The sequence below is a fragment of the Leptospira vanthielii serovar Holland str. Waz Holland = ATCC 700522 genome, from assembly GCF_000332455.1.
Taxonomy (GTDB): domain Bacteria; phylum Spirochaetota; class Leptospiria; order Leptospirales; family Leptospiraceae; genus Leptospira_A; species Leptospira_A vanthielii.
In genome coordinates this window covers 23,636-41,039 of record NZ_AOGY02000077.1, presented here as the reverse complement: position 1 = coordinate 41,039, position 17,404 = coordinate 23,636, and the positions used below count along the sequence as shown (strand labels likewise).

At 39.9% G+C, this 17,404-nt stretch carries 17 protein-coding genes and 3 tRNA genes; 7 read left to right on the top strand and 13 right to left on the bottom strand.

Annotated features, from left to right (window positions below):
* Positions 1–5: 5 nt before the first annotated feature.
* Positions 6–398, top strand: a complete 393-nt coding sequence (locus LEP1GSC199_RS19045; protein ID WP_002990858.1) for a DUF1801 domain-containing protein — start codon at positions 6–8, stop codon at positions 396–398.
* A 192-nt stretch (positions 399–590) separates the two neighbouring features.
* On the opposite strand, the gene LEP1GSC199_RS19040 is transcribed toward LEP1GSC199_RS19045, so the two are convergent.
* Positions 591–890 (bottom strand): DUF805 domain-containing protein, encoded by a 300-nt coding sequence (locus tag LEP1GSC199_RS19040; RefSeq protein WP_039927464.1) that lies wholly within the window; start codon positions 888–890, stop codon positions 591–593.
* A 105-nt stretch (positions 891–995) separates the two neighbouring features.
* On the opposite strand from LEP1GSC199_RS19040, the gene LEP1GSC199_RS19035 reads away from it, so the two are divergent.
* A complete protein-coding gene (locus LEP1GSC199_RS19035; RefSeq protein WP_002990983.1) occupies positions 996–1,589 on the top strand; it encodes a DJ-1/PfpI family protein in 594 nt (197 codons plus the stop codon).
* Positions 1,590–1,798: 209 nt separating this feature from the next.
* Positions 1,799–2,266, top strand: coding sequence for a DUF2798 domain-containing protein (locus tag LEP1GSC199_RS19030; RefSeq protein ID WP_002990837.1), 468 nt, complete (start codon positions 1,799–1,801; stop codon positions 2,264–2,266).
* 185 nt (positions 2,267–2,451) lie between these two features.
* Here the strand turns inward: LEP1GSC199_RS19030 and LEP1GSC199_RS19025 are convergent.
* From LEP1GSC199_RS19025 to sppA, 7 genes are all read right to left on the bottom strand, one after another.
* Positions 2,452–2,523, bottom strand: a tRNA-His gene (locus LEP1GSC199_RS19025).
* Positions 2,524–2,539: 16 nt separating this feature from the next.
* Positions 2,540–2,613: transfer RNA gene (locus tag LEP1GSC199_RS19020), tRNA-Arg, on the bottom strand.
* Positions 2,614–2,630: 17 nt separating this feature from the next.
* A tRNA-Pro gene (locus LEP1GSC199_RS19015) sits at positions 2,631–2,702 on the bottom strand.
* A 59-nt stretch (positions 2,703–2,761) separates the two neighbouring features.
* The gene (locus tag LEP1GSC199_RS19010) at positions 2,762–3,433 is read right to left on the bottom strand and encodes a tetratricopeptide repeat protein (protein WP_002990776.1); all 672 of its coding nucleotides are present in this window, start codon (positions 3,431–3,433) and stop codon (positions 2,762–2,764) included.
* 5 nt (positions 3,434–3,438) lie between these two features.
* The gene (surE, locus tag LEP1GSC199_RS19005; RefSeq protein WP_002990619.1) at positions 3,439–4,179 is read right to left on the bottom strand and encodes a 5'/3'-nucleotidase SurE; all 741 of its coding nucleotides are present in this window, start codon (positions 4,177–4,179) and stop codon (positions 3,439–3,441) included.
* A 1-nt stretch (position 4,180) separates the two neighbouring features.
* Positions 4,181–4,789: a hypothetical protein gene (locus tag LEP1GSC199_RS19000; protein ID WP_002990810.1), complete on the bottom strand. Its 609-nt coding sequence runs from the start codon at positions 4,787–4,789 to the stop codon at positions 4,181–4,183.
* Positions 4,786–5,751 carry a signal peptide peptidase SppA gene (gene sppA, locus LEP1GSC199_RS18995; protein ID WP_002991087.1) on the bottom strand — a complete coding sequence of 322 codons (966 nt, stop codon included), beginning with the start codon at positions 5,749–5,751 and terminating at the stop codon, positions 4,786–4,788. The genes LEP1GSC199_RS19000 and sppA overlap by 4 nt, the downstream gene beginning before the upstream one ends.
* Positions 5,752–5,925: 174 nt before the next feature.
* On the opposite strand from sppA, the gene LEP1GSC199_RS18990 reads away from it, so the two are divergent.
* The gene (locus LEP1GSC199_RS18990) at positions 5,926–6,444 is read left to right on the top strand and encodes an LIC10415 family protein (RefSeq protein WP_002990666.1); all 519 of its coding nucleotides are present in this window, start codon (positions 5,926–5,928) and stop codon (positions 6,442–6,444) included.
* Positions 6,445–7,815, top strand: coding sequence for an APC family permease (locus LEP1GSC199_RS18985; protein WP_002990657.1), 1,371 nt, complete (start codon positions 6,445–6,447; stop codon positions 7,813–7,815).
* 125 nt (positions 7,816–7,940) lie between these two features.
* Here LEP1GSC199_RS18985 and LEP1GSC199_RS18980 read toward each other — a convergent pair whose 3' ends face one another.
* Both LEP1GSC199_RS18980 and LEP1GSC199_RS18975 read right to left on the bottom strand, forming a co-directional pair.
* Positions 7,941–9,308: a potassium/proton antiporter gene (locus tag LEP1GSC199_RS18980; RefSeq protein WP_002990903.1), complete on the bottom strand. Its 1,368-nt coding sequence runs from the start codon at positions 9,306–9,308 to the stop codon at positions 7,941–7,943.
* A 27-nt stretch (positions 9,309–9,335) separates the two neighbouring features.
* Positions 9,336–9,731 carry a hypothetical protein gene (locus LEP1GSC199_RS18975; protein WP_002990705.1) on the bottom strand — a complete coding sequence of 132 codons (396 nt, stop codon included), beginning with the start codon at positions 9,729–9,731 and terminating at the stop codon, positions 9,336–9,338.
* Positions 9,732–9,809: 78 nt separating this feature from the next.
* Here LEP1GSC199_RS18975 and bcp point away from each other — a divergent pair, with 78 nt between their 5' ends.
* On the top strand, positions 9,810–10,283 hold the full coding sequence (gene bcp / locus LEP1GSC199_RS18970; RefSeq protein ID WP_002991059.1) for a thioredoxin-dependent thiol peroxidase: 474 nt from the start codon (positions 9,810–9,812) through the stop codon (positions 10,281–10,283).
* Positions 10,280–11,758 carry a leucyl aminopeptidase gene (locus LEP1GSC199_RS18965; protein ID WP_002990770.1) on the top strand — a complete coding sequence of 493 codons (1,479 nt, stop codon included), beginning with the start codon at positions 10,280–10,282 and terminating at the stop codon, positions 11,756–11,758. The genes bcp and LEP1GSC199_RS18965 overlap by 4 nt, the downstream gene beginning before the upstream one ends.
* Before the next feature lie 99 nt (positions 11,759–11,857).
* Here LEP1GSC199_RS18965 and LEP1GSC199_RS18960 read toward each other — a convergent pair whose 3' ends face one another.
* Genes LEP1GSC199_RS18960 through LEP1GSC199_RS18950 form a run of 3 tightly spaced genes read right to left on the bottom strand, consistent with a single transcriptional unit; the run spans position 11,858 to position 17,294 of the window.
* A complete protein-coding gene (locus LEP1GSC199_RS18960; protein WP_002990690.1) occupies positions 11,858–13,075 on the bottom strand; it encodes an MFS transporter in 1,218 nt (405 codons plus the stop codon).
* A 50-nt stretch (positions 13,076–13,125) separates the two neighbouring features.
* Positions 13,126–15,696: a SpoIIE family protein phosphatase gene (locus LEP1GSC199_RS18955; protein WP_002990950.1), complete on the bottom strand. Its 2,571-nt coding sequence runs from the start codon at positions 15,694–15,696 to the stop codon at positions 13,126–13,128.
* On the bottom strand, positions 15,693–17,294 hold the full coding sequence (locus LEP1GSC199_RS18950) for a Ppx/GppA phosphatase family protein (protein WP_002991034.1): 1,602 nt from the start codon (positions 17,292–17,294) through the stop codon (positions 15,693–15,695). Before LEP1GSC199_RS18950 ends, LEP1GSC199_RS18955 begins: the two co-directional genes overlap by 4 nt.
* Between the last annotated feature and the right edge of the window lie 110 nt (positions 17,295–17,404).

The window sequence follows — 17,404 nt, the reverse complement described above, 5'->3', positions numbered from 1 at the left end:
ACTAAATGAACGATAGATTCGAATTATTTTATTCTTCCCTTACCGAAGTTGAACTTTCTATTGTGTTGCGACTAAAAGAGATTCTAAAACCGTTTGATACTCTAGAAGAAAAAATTTCCTATTCTGTTCTCTATTACTTCCAAAATAGCCGCGTCTGTTTTATATGGCCGGCATCCATCAAACCTGGTCCAAAATCTGGTGTGCAGTTGGGATTTTGTAATGGATATCTTTTAAACGATCCTAAACAAAAACTAGAAAAAGAAAACCGTAAACAGGTCTATTGTTTCACCTTTCATTCGCCCGGTGAGATAAATCCAAAACTGATCCTTCCTTATATCCAAAATGCATTGGAGATTGATAAAACTTTATACAAACCAAAAAAAGAACAAAACACCTAACGCCAAAAACGTTGTAAAAAAAATTCTGTGCGTTCCCAATTTTTTTGGTTTTTAAAAATAAATTCAAATAAGGGGCCGGGTCACTCCGGGGTGCGCTTACGCTCCCGTCACCAACCATCTAACGATGGTAGGCGACCAAGCCCTACGTCCCCCTAACGCGAGAAAAAGACAATTGAGTTTGGAAATTAAATCCTAACTTTTCCCTTTTTGCGCCCAGAAAAAAATAAGCACTAAAACTCCAATCCCAGTGATGCCAATCAATTGCCACCATCCACTTTTACCTGTATCGTGCAAACGCCTTGCACCCACACTCAAACTTGGCAAAAGCACAGCTAAGGAAAATATTCCTCCGATAATTGGCAAAATCATGTTGAGTACTGCACTAATGATAATGCAGAAAACAATCCACCACCAGAATTCTGGTCTTTTTGCATTGCCGCTAAAATCAGCATACTTTTGTAAACATACTTTGATCGCATCTTGGAATGACATATAGTTTTTACCTTCCAGTGAATTACTAAATTTGTTTCGTCACAAACGAGGCATATTAGAAATTAATTATTTATAATGTAAAGTAAAAAAAGGAAAAATCAGTTTATGCTACAAATAGGAATCCTTATATTCCCAGAAGTCGAAGTGTTAGACTTTGCTGGCCCCTTTGAAGTTTTTTCTCTCGCAGAAACTAACGACCGTAAGAAATTATGCCAGGTCTTTCTTGTTGCAGAAAACCTTTCCCCAATCCCCGCAAGGAATGGACTGATAGTTTTACCTAACTTTGATTATACAAACTGCCCGATAATGGACATTTTGATCATTCCAGGAGGTTATGGTGCCGAAAAGTTAGAGATTAAAAATCAAACAACCCTTAGTTGGATTAAAGCTAAATACTTAAAAGTTAAGCATTTGGCCTCTATTTGTACAGGTGCATTTCTTTTAGCAGAAATCGGTCTTTTAGACGGGTTGGATGTGACTACTCACTGGATGGACATAGGCAGTCTAAAGAAAAACTATCCTTTGTTAAATGTAAAAGAAAATGTTAAATATACGGATAACGGAAAAATTCTAACCTCTGGTGGAATTTCATCGGGAATTCATTTGAGCTTTTATCTTCTGCAAAAAATATTCGGACTAGAAGTGGCAACACGAACAGCCAAACGTATGGAATACGACTGGAGTCCTGGGGAAAGATGATATGTAAGAATATTCATTCGACGAGTTACGATTTAATCCCAAATATCACGACAACCTAAGTTATAAAACAAATCCATTTATGTTTCTTTGGTGGCAAACAACCAAAAAGCAAAGTTAACGATCTTGTCCTATGAAACCTATTGCCAAAATGACCCATAAAAATAATTGTGCTCCTGGTTTCATTTCCTGTAAAATGAAGAGGATAGATTTTGAATCGAACACTTAAAGAAGAATTAGTTTTTTCTACAATGATGACCATTGGTATGGCAACGATAATGTTATCGTATAACATTGTTTTGATTTTCGGATTTCATACAGAGACAATTATATTGATCATAAAACAATTTGTTCCAATATTCCTAATCGCCTTTGCTGTAGAACAATTAATCGTGAGCCACAATGTTCATAAACTGCATAAAATCATAGTATCACCTACAGATCCAAAGTTTAAACACATTCTTGTCATGGTATTACTTATGGTTACTGGGATGTGTCTAATGATGACACTCATCACTACACTGATCAACGTTGGAACAGAAAATCATTTTCTAGAACATTACATAAGTTCTGTGATCAAAAACTACCCGATGGCACTTTTGGCACAACTCGCTGTGGTTGGACCTCTAGTTCGCTATTTGCATTTGAAGATATTCACAAAGTCAAAACTGGTATTTTAAGTAACTTTTCACTTGTACCAAATTTCCCAATGAATTCGAATCTTTTTCCGCTAACGGCAATGGGCGACGAACAGCATCCATGGATGGATGCGGGCGGGAGCTCTGGCCACGGAGGGCCAGGCGAACGCGAGGCGCCCATTGCAGTTAGCGGAAAAACTATATCGTTGAAGGGGAAATTCTAAGTGGGTGGATGACGGGATTCGAACCCGCGACGACTGGTACCACAAACCAGGGCTCTACCGCTGAACTACATCCACCATTTCTAAAACATCTTGACCCGGGAGGGATTCGAACCCCCGACCAACTGCTTAGAAGGCAGTTGCTCTATCCAGCTGAGCTACCGGGTCGGATAGAACCAACTGATTCGGGATGACAGGATTTGAACCTGCGACCCTCTGTACCCAAAACAGATGCGCTACCACTGCGCTACATCCCGAGAAAGTCCTTGAATCACCAGTGTTTTTGGCAGATGGACTGTGTCAACAAAAGGGAGATTTATTTCTTCAGGTTCTTCAATCTTTCTAAAAGAACGGGATGGTTTGGGTTCTTTTGCAGGGCTTTGCGGTAGGCCTTCCATGCTTCTTCTGGTTTTCCTATGGTTTGCAGAAAATAACCAAAGGAATCTAGGTAAGCTGGGTTGTTTGGATCAAGTTCCAATGCTTTTTTTAAGGATTTGATGGCTTCTGTGCGTTCTTCGGTGCTGATTTTTTTCTTTAAAGCAAGTAAATAACCCAAAGAATTGAGACTATTTTTGTAATCGGGAGTATGTTTCAAGATGCGGCGGTGGATTTCTATCGCCTCTTCCAAACGATGGGTGTATTCATAAACATGGGCCAAAAAGGAAAGGAGTTTGGGATCATCCACTGCCACTTGCAATCGATCTTTGATAATCGACTCTGCGGTTTCCCAATCTTTTAGTTCCACAAGGGCAAACACTTTCAGTCGGTAGACATTATCGACTTCGATAAAACCTGGGTATTCTTCCAGAATCCGGTCCAAAACCTGAATTGATTTTTTGAAGTTTTTGGTCTGGAAACAACAGAGTGCAAAATTATACAAAAGAATCGGATCTTCTGGATTTTGGAGTAAGGCCTGATCCAAAAGATTCAGTGCCATGGCATAATTGCCTTTATTCATGTAACCGAGGTAGTCTGTTTCTTCTGCCATTGTTTCTATTTGGATTGTAATTCCGTAAGTCGTCTTTTTTCCGTTAAGTCCAATTGGATGGGAGTGACCGGTAACTTTCCTTGGTTGTAGGCTTCAAAGTCTGTTCCCGTTTCTTCATCGTGTCCAAGTAAACTTCCGTTTAACTGAAATTCGCTGACACCTTCGATGATTTGTTTTTTCTCATACTTTTCTGAATAACGCCTGCGACCAAGCCTAGTAAATACAATTTCATTTATCGTGCCCGACCCAGAAATTTCTGGGGGAAAGTTTAGGTTCCAAACTTCGCCCGATTGGATTTGTTCTTTGTATTTTGATAAAAAAGTTAACACGAGTTCTGCTTCCTTTGTATAACCATCATCTGGATCAATCCGACCAGAACTCACAGCAAGGGATGGAATTCCATGGAGCGCTCCATGTTTGGCAGCTCCGACTGTTCCCGAATAATGGACATCATATCCCATGTTCACTCCCCGGTTGATCCCAGAGATAACAAAGTCAATTTTAGGAAAGATCTCTGCATACAAACCGATATTCACACAATCGGCAGGAAACCCGTCAGCGATATAATGGTTATCATTGATTCGTTCGACTCGCATCCCTTGGAAAACGGTGAGTGCCATGGAAGTCACGGAACGTTCTTTTAAAGGAGCTATGAGATATGTATTATAAGATTTTCCAAGGACTCGTTCTAAAGCTTTGATTCCAGCGGAAGAAATTCCGTCGTCATTTGTGATGAGTAAATTCAAACTATAAACCACCTGATATGGATTGGAGGATACTGGTTGCAGTATACAAATTCATAAGGAAAGGAAATAAAATAGTAAGCCCGAGCGCATAAAAAGAAAACTTAAGCGAGTCGCGATTTTTTAATTCATAAATAGATTTGAGTCCACGAGACACAACCAAACTATAAAGGAAAACAAATGTGATTAGTAAAAATAGTCCCGATCCGAGTCCAGAAAGCCCAACAGCATGAATGACAATACTAACTGGCGCAAATAATAAAAATAAAACCACCGAATGCCTTGAAAACATTAACAAAAATAGGAGTTTTTGGGATCTTCCTTTTTTTTGTACATAGTAGTCAGCCACTAATGCATAAAAAAATGGGAAAAAACGAAACAAAATCAAGTTGGCTATAAAACCAAAAAATAAAAACGACAAAGTAGAAATGGTGTAAGGTGCCGAGAGGATACTCATTCCCACTGACAAAGATAAGGCGGAAAGGATTGAAAACATCCAACTAGATGCAGGACTTGCCGCAAAGGGGATCTCCTGGACCTCCTCCGAATAACGAAGGGGATCCAAAAATACGAGTTCCAATACATCAACTAAATCGAAGAAAAAATCTCTCATAACATCAATTTTCCAAGAGCTGTAGGTAGGATGACTAACACTTGTGATTGGATGAGGGAACGAATTTTGGATACATGAGAATTGTCTCCAAAAAAACTTACACCCAAGGTTTGCAAAAATCGATCGAAGGGAGAAATCTCTTGTTCAAACAGAGGAATGAGTCCATCAAATTGGCAAAGTTCAGAAAGTTTTTTATGAGCTTCTCTTCTTCCTCCAATGTCATCCACAAGTTTGTTACGAAACGCATCTTCACCAGAATAAATTTTACCCTCAGCCAACTCTTCAATGGACTTAACCGTTTTGTTTCGTCCTTTGGCAACATCTTCCACAAACTTGCGATAGGTGTCTTGTAACTGTTTTCCGATCATCTCATCTTCTTCATTGGTAGAGTCGCGAAACGGAGAATACATATCTTTGTATTTTCCCGCTTTATAAGTGCGCACCCCCACCCCATAACGATCGAGAAGGCCTTTTACATTCGGTGCAAAAGAAATGACTCCAATAGAGCCGGTAATGGTTCCATTCTGTGCAAAGATATAATCAGAAGCCGCAGCGATGTAGTAACCACCGGAGGCAGCCACATCCTTCATACTCACCACAATCTTTTTTGTTTTACGAAGATGCAGGAGTTCGTTAAAAATTTCTTGGGAGGCAGCGACCGTTCCACCGGGGGAATTGATCTCAAGTAAGATCCCTTTGACATTGCCGTCCTCTTCTAACTCGCGTAATTGGCGTAAAACGGTATCGGCTCCCGTAGAATCAAAAGTAGACTCACCGGAGTGGATTTCGCCTACGATCGGTATGACGACAGCTCCAATTTCACTGGCTTGGAAGAGACCTCCTCCGGTTCCACTTGAGAAACGGGCAAGGCTTGATCCAGATACCAAGATGGCAATTCCGAGAATTGTGGCAATTGTGGAGAACAAAAAGGAGAGAAAGAGAAGAAATTGGTTTCTTTCCATAAACTCTCACAAGCAAAACCTTGCAAAAACCCGAGTCAACTTTAATAATTCTTTACTTTTTTTTAGAAAAAGTTTATTTTCCTTGTACAGGCTAACCGAAAATTAGACAGGTAGTCACAGGATTTGTGTCCAGGCACCGCCGAGACATAAGGCCTTTACCAAGGAAGGTAGGACATGGATGTTCGTCTCAATCGTCTCCTCAACTCAGCAGAAAAACTAGTCCAGGACAAAAAGGACACTAAAGATGTCGGTTCTGGAAAAACAGGAACCACCGTACAAAAGTCAGATGAAAAATCCGACTTTGTTGTCAGCCTTCCTGTTCAGTATCACAATATCCAATCACGACTCACGGAACTGCAAAAACAACTTTCTAAGGAACAATCTCGCATTGGACTTTTGGAAGATGCCACTCAAGAAGAAAACAAACTCAAAGAACTTCTTTTTGAAGGGGAACCACTATTCCCAGAGTTAGGTGAAGGGAAATTTACCAAACCAGAAATTTTAGAAAATAGCAAAGGTAATATCTCAAGCCTACTTGCAGAGCTTAAGAAAAAAGAAGTCGAAGGGGAAAATATTTTTTCTCTTGGAATGATGTTAAGCCCAGAAGAGTTTAAAGGTAAAATAGGATCTGTGTCTACGGCTTCCATGAAACCAATTTCTGAAACGATGGTAAAACGACTCCTCGGCGGTTAATTGGAATTAAAACGTTCCCTTACTACTTTTGATTCCATTTCCGTCCTATTTTCTTCCATGGTGGGATCGGGAATTTTTTTCACCTCTGGTTATTTGATTAAAGAAACAGGAAATCTCTGGATTGTCCTACTCTGTTGGATTGTCGGCGGAGTTCTTGCTCTCTCAGGCTCCATTACTTATGCTTATGCGGCACGTCTTCTTCCCTTTGCTGGAGGAGATTATGTTTATCTAAAAGTTGCCTATTCACCTGCCATTGCTTTTATGAGTGGTTGGTCCTCTTTACTCACTAATTTCTCTGCTTGTGTGTCCGTACTCGCACTTGCTTTCGGCAAATATGTACAAATTTTATTTCCTGGTCTTCCTGTTTGGGAATCTCCCACATTCACCTTACTCGGGTTAGATTTACAAATTAGTTCCATCACCTTTATTGGCATTTTGCCGATTCTTTTTTTTAGCGGACTCAATTACTTCGGAATCAAATCTGCGGTTCGTGTACAAAATGTCTTTGCGGTTTTAAAAATCACAGGACTTCTTCTCTTTTTGGCACTTGGGTTTTCGATCGGAAATACCAACTGGACTTATTTATGGAATTCTCCGTTTCCAAATCTTTTGGAACTTTCGTTTTACTCTAAGGTTTTGATTGGGATTGTGCCGGTTTCCTTTTCCTATCTGGGATGGAATATGATTACCTACATCGCAGAAGAAGTGAAAAATCCAGAGAAAACCATCGTTCGTTCTGCCATCACAGCTTGTTTTCTTGTGGCTGGTTTGTATTTTGCCATCAATTTACTTTTTGTGATTTCTGCTCCCATTGAGGAGCTTGCAGGTCAAGATGGGATTGGTGCCATCGCCTTTCAGAAGTTATTTGGAGTGAATTATTCGATCCTTACCACGAGTTTCATTGCTTGGGTGATATTGGGATCGATGTCGGCCATCCTCATTGGTGGAAGTCGAGTTTACTTTGCTATGGCAAGAGATGGAGTGTTTATCCCTTCTTTTTCCAAAATCCATCCCAAATGGCATAGCCCTTATGTTTCTATTTTCTTTCAGGCCTTTGTTGCCATTCTCTTTTTGTTTGTCAAAGAAATCGAAGCACTTCTCTATATGATTACTTGTTCGATACTCATTTTATCCTGCCTAACGGCTGCTACACCGTTTCGATTTGAAAAGATGGGAATGAAATCAGATTACAAAATTCCCTTTTATCCTCTGCCCATTTTTCTTTATATCTTAGCAAACATTGCCGTGATGACCATTCTCTTTATTGAAAAACCCGTGACAGCGGGATGGGGGCTTATGATCACTCTTATTGCCCTTCCGGTGTATTACGGATTTCGTTTGGATAAAAAGATGGTCAAAGTGAAGAATTAAAATTAGAAATTAAAACAATCTTTAGGCGATTGCCATAAAGGTTCTGCCAATGATCGGCATCACATCGTCTTTTGCCAAAACCCAAACCACATCCCCACCCTTAACTTGTGTGTTTCCTGAGGGAATTAAAAACTGTTCCCCCGGGCAATGAGAAGGATATGTGACTGTTCTGGAAGTTTGATTTCAAACAAAGCTTTGTCCACCACACTGGAGTTATACGGCACAATTAACTCTTGTAAGGTCATACCTGGGAACTCGATGTTATCAAAGTCGGTAGGATGATAAATTTTACGATCGGGATCTTTTTTTAAAATTCCCAACCACTGCGCCACTTTAGGAATGAGAGATCCTTGGATGAGTAAGGAAACAAGGACCACAAAAAATACAATATGAAAAAGTAAATCTCCCCAGACGAGACCTTGGGCAATAGGAAAGGTGGCAAGGATAATGGGTGACGCACCACGTAGGCCCACCCAAGAAATAAATAACTTTTCCCTTATAGGTAAATTCACTCGGAATAAGGATATAAAAACTGCTGCTGGTCTTGCAAAAAGGATCAGTATTACCCCGATAAGAAGGCCGGGTACCCAAATGTTTGCCATACGAGTGGGATAAACCAAAAGTCCAAAACAAAGGAACATACCAATTTGCAAAATCCAAACATATCCATTGAGGAAACGGAAGATGGATTTTTTATGTATGAATTTGTTTCGACCAACAATAATACCAGCGATATAAACTGCTAAAAATCCATTACCCTGAAAGACTGTGGTCACTGCATAAATGAAGGGAACCGATGCCGTAATAAAAACTAAATAAAGACCGTCATACCCAAGTTTGACGGAGTTCATCAAATAAAGAATGAGGATACCCAAACTATATCCCATCATCATTCCGACAAGGACTTGCATCACAAAAAATCGAAAGAATTGGAACCCACTGAAACTGGCATCGGCAGTGAGTAGGTTCATAAAGATGGTGGTAAGAAGAACTCCCACCGCATCGTTTGATCCAGACTCAAACTCAATGATCTTTTTTAAATGAACGGGAAGATCAGTAGAATCGGTTTTAAAAATATTAAATACAGAGGCTGCATCTGTTGCACTGACAATGGATCCGAGTAAAAAAGATTCCATAAATCCAAGCACTGGAAATAAATAATGAATGACCACACCTAAAATGAGGGCTGTAAGAATTGTTCCGATGATGGAGAGACGAATCCCAACAGCAAGGAAGTTTTTTAAACTATCCCATTCACTTTCGAGCCCTCCCAAAAAAAGAATATAAATTAAAGCAAAAATCCCAATCGACTGTGCTAAACTATAATCACTGAAATCAATCCCACCAGGACCATCAGAACCAGCTAACATTCCAAAGGTCAAAAAGATTAAAAGAATAGGAAATCCAAAACGAAAGAATAGTTTACTCGATAAAATAGAAAATAGAATGAGCGTGGAAATAACTAGAGCTTGTAAGGTAAAACTATCGATCATGTTTATTCCTTAGACGATCTCGAACGACTATCGTTTCGAAGAAAGTATCTCTAAAGCCTTTGCTTTTAGAATGGGATGCACAACAAAGTCATCAGGGTTCAGCAGAGAGGATGGTTTGGAAGTAGACGAATCCATTTGGTTTGCCGATGCAGGTTGTTTCCACTTGTCACGACCGAGCCAAACAGAGAGTGCATAAACCATTCGTTGGAAAATTTCATCCACCTTGTCTTGACGGCCTGCTTTTTTGTAGTATCCAAAGGCCAACATGGGAAGTTTCCGATCGTACATAAAGTGATCACCCAAACGAATGAGCCCATCTTTATAATCGGTTTTTAGGAAGAGTTCACGCGCTTTTCGAATATCACCTGCATTGAAGGCGGTATTTGCTTCGCGAATGAGTTGTGCTCTTTCCTTGGAGTCCATACAAAGAGTATCGAACCAAATTCCGAAATTGACAACTGAATTTTGTCTAAAAGAATGTGATTACCAGGAGAGAAATATATGTTGGAAGTCGGCAAAAAAGCCCCCAATTTTACAAGTGTCAACCAAAATGGCGAAAAAGTAAAACTCGCAGACCTAACAGGAAAAAATGGGATCGTTGTCTATTTTTATCCGAGAGATATGACACCAGGATGTACAACAGAAGCTTGTGACTTCCGGGACAATTTTGCCCGCTTGAAAAAATTCGGATTCAATGTGATTGGAATCTCCAAAGACAATCCAAAATCTCATACCAAGTTCATTGAAAAACAAGAAATCAATTTTGATCTAATCTCCGACGAGTCGGGAGAAATTTGTGAAGCTTATGGGGTTTGGAGAGAGAAGGTATTTATGGGAAGACGAGGCATGGGTATTGTAAGATCCACCTTCCTTTTGGACAGTTCTCTCAAAATCAAAAAAATCTATGACAGCGTGAAGGTAAAAGGACACGTTGAAGAAATCATCAAAGACATTCAGGAAATCCAAGGGAAATGAAAATAGAAATCTCTCCGCTACAAATCCAAATCGGTGCACCCAAATCCGGCTCTTATTACAAACTCATCCCTATCTTTCAAGAGGATGTGAAAGAAGAATTGGGGAAAAAATTCCCAGTCCAAATAGAAACCAAGGTATTTTCTGGAGATCTTGGAAAAGAATTTCGAGATGAATCCGAAAAAACCATCTATCTCGGATTAGGTGAAAAAGAAAAACTAAATTTCAGAAAGTTCATTTCTCATTTTTTTAAATACGGAGAAAAAATTCTTAGTTATGATGGAATGGGTCTTGAGGTCATCATTTCTAAATCACTTTCCAAAAAGTTCTCAGCCGACCGAATTGCCTACCAAATTGCCAACACACTTTTTATCGGAAGTTATCCAGTTTCCGTTTTACAAACAAAGAAAAAAGAAAAAAAGAAAGTAGGAGCCGTTTACTTAAAATTTGAAGATAAATCAGTTACCAGTTTAGCAGAATCTGGACTTTCTAAAAGTAAAATCGTCGCCAAACACGTCAATGGTGCTCGTCATATTGCACATTTACCAGCAAACTACTTCACTCCCGATGACTTTGTTTCTCGTTCCAAAGAAATTGCAAAAGAGTACAAACTGTCCATTAAAGTTTGGGATGAACCTCAGTTAAAAAAAGAAGGTCTTGGTGGGATCCTCGCAGTAGCCCGTGGATCAGAACTCCAAGGAAAAATGGTGATTTTGGAATACAAACCAGCCAAAGCCAAAAAGAAATTTGCCATTGTAGGAAAAGGTTTAACCTTTGATACCGGCGGAATTTCATTAAAACCTCCAGGTGAGATGCATGAAATGAAGTATGATATGTGCGGAGCCGCAGCCACCATACACGCGATTGGTGCCATTGCCGCACTCGAACTTCCCATCCATATCGTTGCTGCCATTGGTGTGGCCGAAAATATGCCAGATGGCAAAGCAATCAAACCGGGTGATGTTTATACAGCTTACAATGGAACTACTGTGGAAGTCCAAAACACAGATGCGGAAGGAAGGCTAGTCCTCGGGGACGTGTTATCCTACGTTTCCAAAAACTACAAACCTGACTATATGGTGGATTTAGCAACACTCACGGGAGCTGTCATCATTGCCCTTGGTCACGAAGCGGCTGCTATTCTTACCAACTCAGATCCGTTACGCGAAGCACTCTTCAAAGCATCCGAAACATCGGATGATAGGGTTTGGGAACTTCCTCTTTGGGAAGAATACGGTGAAGATTTAAAATCAGACATTGCCGATCTCAAAAACATCACTGGTGGGGGAAAAGGGGCAGGAACCATTTCTGCAGGAATTTTTCTTTCCAAGTTTGTAGATGAATCTATCAACTGGGCGCATATTGACATCGCTGGTGCCGCTTGGAGAAAGAAAAAATCGGGAACTCAATTTTCCGGCCCTACTGGTTACGGCGTACGTCTGTTAGTTGATTTGGCAAACGAGTTGTCTCGGAAGTAAATAGCCCAACTTAAGTGAAAACAAAAACGGCGGGGGAATTTAATTCTCCCACCGTGATTGACTGAATTTTCTGTTTCAATCAAACTCGGCTGCGTTTTTTTAGTTTGAGTGTTTACTCAAAGCGATTCGGTTCACATTGTACATTAAGATCACGGTAATTAAAATGGCCGCTGCGACAACATAACCTAATGTTTCATAATTTTCCATATAACCACTAGAAGTTTGTACAACGATGAGGCCCGCAACAGTGGCTGCAATCCCACCGGAAATCTGTTGGACAGAAGAACTGATCGCCATAAAGGCACCACGGTCGTGTAAATCGGGAACGGCTGAGGTGAGTGCATTGGCAGAAATCATTCGTGCTGCCACAAATACAAAAAGAATGGAATTGATAAAAATGACCATAGGCAAAGGTGTGATCTGCATTTTTGTATAATAAATGATGATCACCGAAGCAAAAAGTGAAGCAATTACAAACATTTTGTATTTTCCGATCCAGTCACTCAATCTACCCATGAGTGGACCACCTAACATGGAAACAACTCCCGTGACCATATAAACCAAAGGTAAATCTTCTAATTTTACTCCCAAATTGTGAACAGAAAAGGCAGAGCCGAAAGGCATCAACATAAATCCACCGGTTGCAAGTAAGGTCGTTGCAATATATGCAGGAAAGTATTTAGGTTCCGTGAGTGTTTTCACCAAATGCAAAAATGCATGTCTTTCTGTTTTATTATCCAAATGAGTGGTGAGTGGTTTTAAAAAGAAAACAATCACAAACCCAACAGTTCCACTGATACCAGCAATCATCAAAAAAGGAGACTGCCATCCCCATAAGTTGGAGATAAAAATACCAATGGGTAGTCCGAAAACTTGGCTTGCCGCAAAGGCAGTCATGATAAAACCCATGACCCTACCTCTTACTTGGAGAGGAAATAAGTCGGCAACAATGGCAAAGGAGATGGAGGAGATGACCCCTGCAAAAACCCCGGTTAAGATGCGAGCACCAAATAAAAAGAAATAACTATTTGCGATTCCGCAGAGAAAGGTAGCGACCACAAATCCTATGTAAAAAAATAGTAACATCTTTTTGCGATCAAAACGATCCGCAAAACCAGCAGCAAGGATTCCAGAAACACCTGCACTGAATGCGTAAGCTGACACTACAAATCCAAACTGTTGTGTTGAAATTTGTAATTCTTTCATGACCAAAACTCCAAGCGGAGAGAGGATCATAAAATCAAGGACAACTGTGAATTGCAAAAAAGCCAGTAAACCAACTACAAAAACATGATATGTAGAGAACTTAAAATTCATTCTATTTCCTTATTCTGATCAATTCACCAATCCCAAGGAAATTCTGCAAACTAAAGTTCTTTGTCCAAAACTTCTTTCAGTTTCAAATATTGAGAATTTTCGGGAGCAAGTGTTCCCAGTCGTTCCAAAATTTTACGGGTTCGTTCTTTGTTTTTGAGAAGTCTGTAACATTCTACTAAATTAATAAGATTTCGAAGGTGTTTTGGATCCCTCGCTCGTAATCTCTCTCCGATCTCCACCGCCTTACGTACGTTCTTTGATTTTCTATAAGCATAACTCAACTGTAATAGAATTTCATTGTCGGTAACAAAATAAGGAAAAATGGATTCTAAAGATTCTACAGCAGAATCAAATCGTTTTAATAAAAGGGAAAGGCGAGATTTTTCCCTGAGTAAATTGATTCGCACATCATCTTCCAAATTTTCATTGGTTAACATTCGTTCTATGTTTGAGTAAGTTTCTTCTGCGTTTCCTGATTCCAATACAGATTGGAGTTCGGAGTATAAAAAATGATCTGATCCCACTGATGTCAGTGAAGAGGAGCTCATCCTTTTGGCGGAACCCATCCATTCCAATCGTAATAAGGTCAAATCATCAGAAAAACTTCCAATTGATTGGAGGTTCTCAACAATTTGTTCCAATTCCCCTTTCGACTCACCAACCACTTGTAAAAATTTGGTTTCATCCTCGTTCATCACACGCGATCCATCAGACCCCGTTTCCAAAATCAAATCATCCCGACCATCCGAACCGATAAAAAGAACATCCCCTTGTTCCAAAACAAAAACTCGGATACGTACGTTCCCGGCCATTCCTTTGGTTCCAATTTTACGAAGTTCCAATTCCTCTTCAATAAAGGAAGCAACTCCATCCCTGTACAAAACGGTCCAAGGATGTTCTGCGTTAAGATAATACAACACACCTGTTTCTTCTTCCACAAGGCCGAGGACAACGGAAACTAGCATAGACCCGTCAAAGGATTCAAATATGGTTTGGAGTTCGTAAAAACATTCTTTGATCCATCGTTCTGGAGATTTGGACTGACTTTCCAATAGTAATTGTGTGCGTTTGATAAAAGATAAAAACACGACACCTAATACGAGTGCACCGCCGGCACCTTGAATGGATTTACCCATCGCATCTCCGTTGATAAAAACGAAGTATTTTTTACCATTGAGAACAATGTCATCGCAGATGATGAGGTCTCCCCCAATCTCTTTGATTTTTCCTTTGAACTCAAACTCTTTTTTTTGTTTGGTATAGGATTGGATTCCAATCATTGGCGAATGGGACTTTTTGGAATCGTTCAGTGGATCAAGCAGTAACGATGTTAAAAAATAATCCCCATCTTGTTGGATTTTTAACTCCTGAACCCGAGTGAGAGTCTCTTGTAACTCGTTTGTCCTTTCAACCACCTTTCTTTCTAAGTTGGCATTCAATTCTTCTACTTGTTTGTGGACACGTAAAAACCGATTGGCCAACACAACAGCAATCCCAAGCACAAAGAACAAAAATCCAAACCTTGATAAATTTAAATTTTGGATGGGAATGAGTCCAGAGGCACCCAAAATATCCCAAATGGCTGTAAATATTAGAAACAAAATACCAGATAACAAACGCTTGGCGTCTTTATTACCTTTCATCACTGCCCGAATTGTGATATAAAACAAAACTACGCTGAATGCCAAAACAGATCCTTGCCATACCCTCAAAAGAATCATGGAACTGGCTCGGTTTACAAAAAATTGTAATACCGCCAAAAAGAGGCTGAATCCAAAATATCCTTTTGTGATCGGGCTAATTCGTTTGCGAAAAAAAGCATCAACGAATAACAATAGCCAGGTGGGTGTTAAAAACACGATAAAATATTCTATTTTTGTAGTGGTAAAAGGATCCACATCCCACCGGTAGATGGCCTGGGATCTAAAATACAGATAAGCGGATAAAAATACGGCAAAAAGTGCAAAGTAAAGATTGTATGTTTCATTCCGCCGTTTCCAATAAAACAAACCATGATAAATCCCAACAAAAAAGTATAAAAATAACAACATAAACGTCGCATATTCATCTTCAACTTTTTCCAATACCGTATAACGATCAATCGACGAATCGAAATCATTAAAAACTTTATAAAAATTTAATTCTTCACCCGATTCAGCTGCAAGAAGGACTCGAATTTCATTTTTACCGACTCGTAACAAATTCCGAGATAATTTAATTAGAATGTTTCTTTTGTATCCACTTTCCGAGATATGATCGTTTTCTATAACTCCACTTTTAGAAACCAACTCCCCGTTTACGTACACTTTGTACACATTAGTAAGATAAGGAATGTGTAGGGCAAAAGAATCCGACTCTGTTTCCTTAAAATCAATTTCAGATAAAAGAAATGGTTTTACCATTGTGATTTGTTGTAAAATTCCATCGGGAAAATCTAACTGAGACTTGATGGAAACAAGAGGAAGGGATTCTAAAGGAATCCAACCGACACCTGCGGGAACTTCTGATTCCAACCAACCCTTTTTGACATTCCAGTTTTTTGTAAGATCCACTGGCAAAGCCCAAAGCGAGATGGGAAAATATATAAAAAGAAGAAAAACGATTCTAAAATAGAATTTCATAAGGAGAAGGTTTGGAACTCTAAGGATACAGCATAGGTTTCTTCAAAAAGATCTTTTTTTTCAGCAACCGACCAAATTTCTAAATTGGGATCGGCTCCCTTTTTATGATACAACCGACAGACAACCTTTCCTCTTTCCACCACGGCATCCAGGCGTTCGATGATTGATTTTTCCGAACGATCCAGTCCATCTCCAATGCGAAGGAAGGCCGCCAATTTTTTCACAAGAACTTGGTCTTCTACTCGTAAGGCCTTAAACTCTTCGTGTTTTCCTTTGGGGCCACCTTTTCTATGGTAACGGGCAAGAAGGGCAATGATTTCGATTTCCGCATTGGAAAAACCCACCATAGCTTCTGAGTTTTTGATGATATAATAACTATGTTTGTGGTAGTTGTGGTGCGAAATACATAACCCCACTTGGTGCAAATAACAAGCAGTCTCCAAATAATCACGTTCCAAATTCCCTAGTTTGTGTAAATCCTTTAGGTCATCAAACATCTGCAAGGTGATCTTTGCGACTGCCGCCGCATGCTGTTTTCCGGCAGGATAAAGGTTGGCAACGGTTTTGATAGCTTTTTCCCGTATATTGTCCAAGGGAGGAAGGGAGGAATCAGTATGTCTATACCAAGATTCAATTGTATCATAGACAATTCCTTCACGAAGAGCAAAATCACTCACTGTAATGGATGGAGCTTTGATCCTTTGCAGAACTTCATCCAAAACCAAAATCCCACCTACAATGATATCCCCACGTTTGGCATCAAGGCCAGGAATTTTTAATCTTTTTTTGATACTATCTGCATCTAATACTTGTTTGCGGGCCTCTTTAAACTGATCCATAGTAATTTCTGTTCCGTTCAATCTGTCCCTTTTTTCTTGTTTTTTTTCCAAAACAATGGAGGCCACAGAGGAGATTGTTCCCGAACTTCCCACCACCATAAAGGGTTTCCAAGTTTCAATTTGTGGTAAAAAGGCAGATAACACAGATTCAATGTGGATCCGACACTTCTGCATATCAGTGGCACTCAAAGGATCTTTCTTTAGATACTTTTCTGTTAAACGAATGGCCCCGAGTTTCAAACTGGTAGAAAAAAGAATCTCTCCCTTTTCCCCAATCAGGAGTTCAGTACTCCCTCCCCCGATGTCAATGAGTAGGATTCGTTTGTCATAAACAGGTAGGCCTTGTAATATCCCCAGATAAATGAGGCATGCTTCCTCGTTCCCAGAGACAACTTGGATTTGGATTCCTGTTTCCTTCTCGGCACGGTTTAGAAATACCTGGCGGTTCTCGGCTTCCCTTAGGGCACTCGTAGCAACGGCTCGAATTTCGGCCTTGTAAGAGTCAGCCAGGGACTGAAACCGTTTGAGGCAAGCGATCCCTCTTTCCATGGCATCTTCCTGAATGACCGCATAATCACTGCTACCGCTTCCCAGTCTTACGGATTCCTTTTCTTTGGTTAGGTATTCGAGTGTACCGTCCGGTCTTAGTTTTACGACGACGATGTGGAAAGAATTTGTGCCCAAATCAATGGCAGCGAGTATCTTTTCCGTGCGAAATGCGGGATTGGGTTTTCTTAAAATTTGTGAGAAAGGAAGCATTTTGTATCTAACTAGCCTACCGAAAATTTTTACGGTTGAAAGCAAAAACCAGCCGAAAATTATGGGGAACGGGTAGAATTATATTATTTTGGTGTTAACCCACCTGAAAT

Excerpts from the sequence above, each read along its gene's own strand:
- LEP1GSC199_RS19045 (WP_002990858.1), top strand. The coding sequence starts at position 6 with ATGAACGATAGATTCGAATTATTTTATTCTTCCCTTACCGAAGTTGAA.
- LEP1GSC199_RS19040 (WP_039927464.1), bottom strand. The coding sequence starts at position 890 with ATGTCATTCCAAGATGCGATCAAAGTATGTTTACAAAAGTATGCTGAT.
- LEP1GSC199_RS19035 (WP_002990983.1), top strand. The coding sequence starts at position 996 with ATGCTACAAATAGGAATCCTTATATTCCCAGAAGTCGAAGTGTTAGAC.
- LEP1GSC199_RS19010 (WP_002990776.1), bottom strand. The coding sequence starts at position 3,433 with ATGGCAGAAGAAACAGACTACCTCGGTTACATGAATAAAGGCAATTAT.
- LEP1GSC199_RS19000 (WP_002990810.1), bottom strand. The coding sequence starts at position 4,789 with ATGAGAGATTTTTTCTTCGATTTAGTTGATGTATTGGAACTCGTATTT.
- sppA (WP_002991087.1), bottom strand. The coding sequence starts at position 5,751 with ATGGAAAGAAACCAATTTCTTCTCTTTCTCTCCTTTTTGTTCTCCACA.
- LEP1GSC199_RS18990 (WP_002990666.1), top strand. The coding sequence starts at position 5,926 with ATGGATGTTCGTCTCAATCGTCTCCTCAACTCAGCAGAAAAACTAGTC.
- LEP1GSC199_RS18980 (WP_002990903.1), bottom strand. The coding sequence starts at position 9,308 with ATGATCGATAGTTTTACCTTACAAGCTCTAGTTATTTCCACGCTCATT.
- LEP1GSC199_RS18975 (WP_002990705.1), bottom strand. The coding sequence starts at position 9,731 with ATGGACTCCAAGGAAAGAGCACAACTCATTCGCGAAGCAAATACCGCC.
- bcp (WP_002991059.1), top strand. The coding sequence starts at position 9,810 with ATGTTGGAAGTCGGCAAAAAAGCCCCCAATTTTACAAGTGTCAACCAA.
- LEP1GSC199_RS18965 (WP_002990770.1), top strand. The coding sequence starts at position 10,280 with ATGAAAATAGAAATCTCTCCGCTACAAATCCAAATCGGTGCACCCAAA.
- LEP1GSC199_RS18960 (WP_002990690.1), bottom strand. The coding sequence starts at position 13,075 with ATGAATTTTAAGTTCTCTACATATCATGTTTTTGTAGTTGGTTTACTG.
- LEP1GSC199_RS18955 (WP_002990950.1), bottom strand. The coding sequence starts at position 15,696 with ATGAAATTCTATTTTAGAATCGTTTTTCTTCTTTTTATATATTTTCCC.
- LEP1GSC199_RS18950 (WP_002991034.1), bottom strand. The coding sequence starts at position 17,294 with ATGCTTCCTTTCTCACAAATTTTAAGAAAACCCAATCCCGCATTTCGC.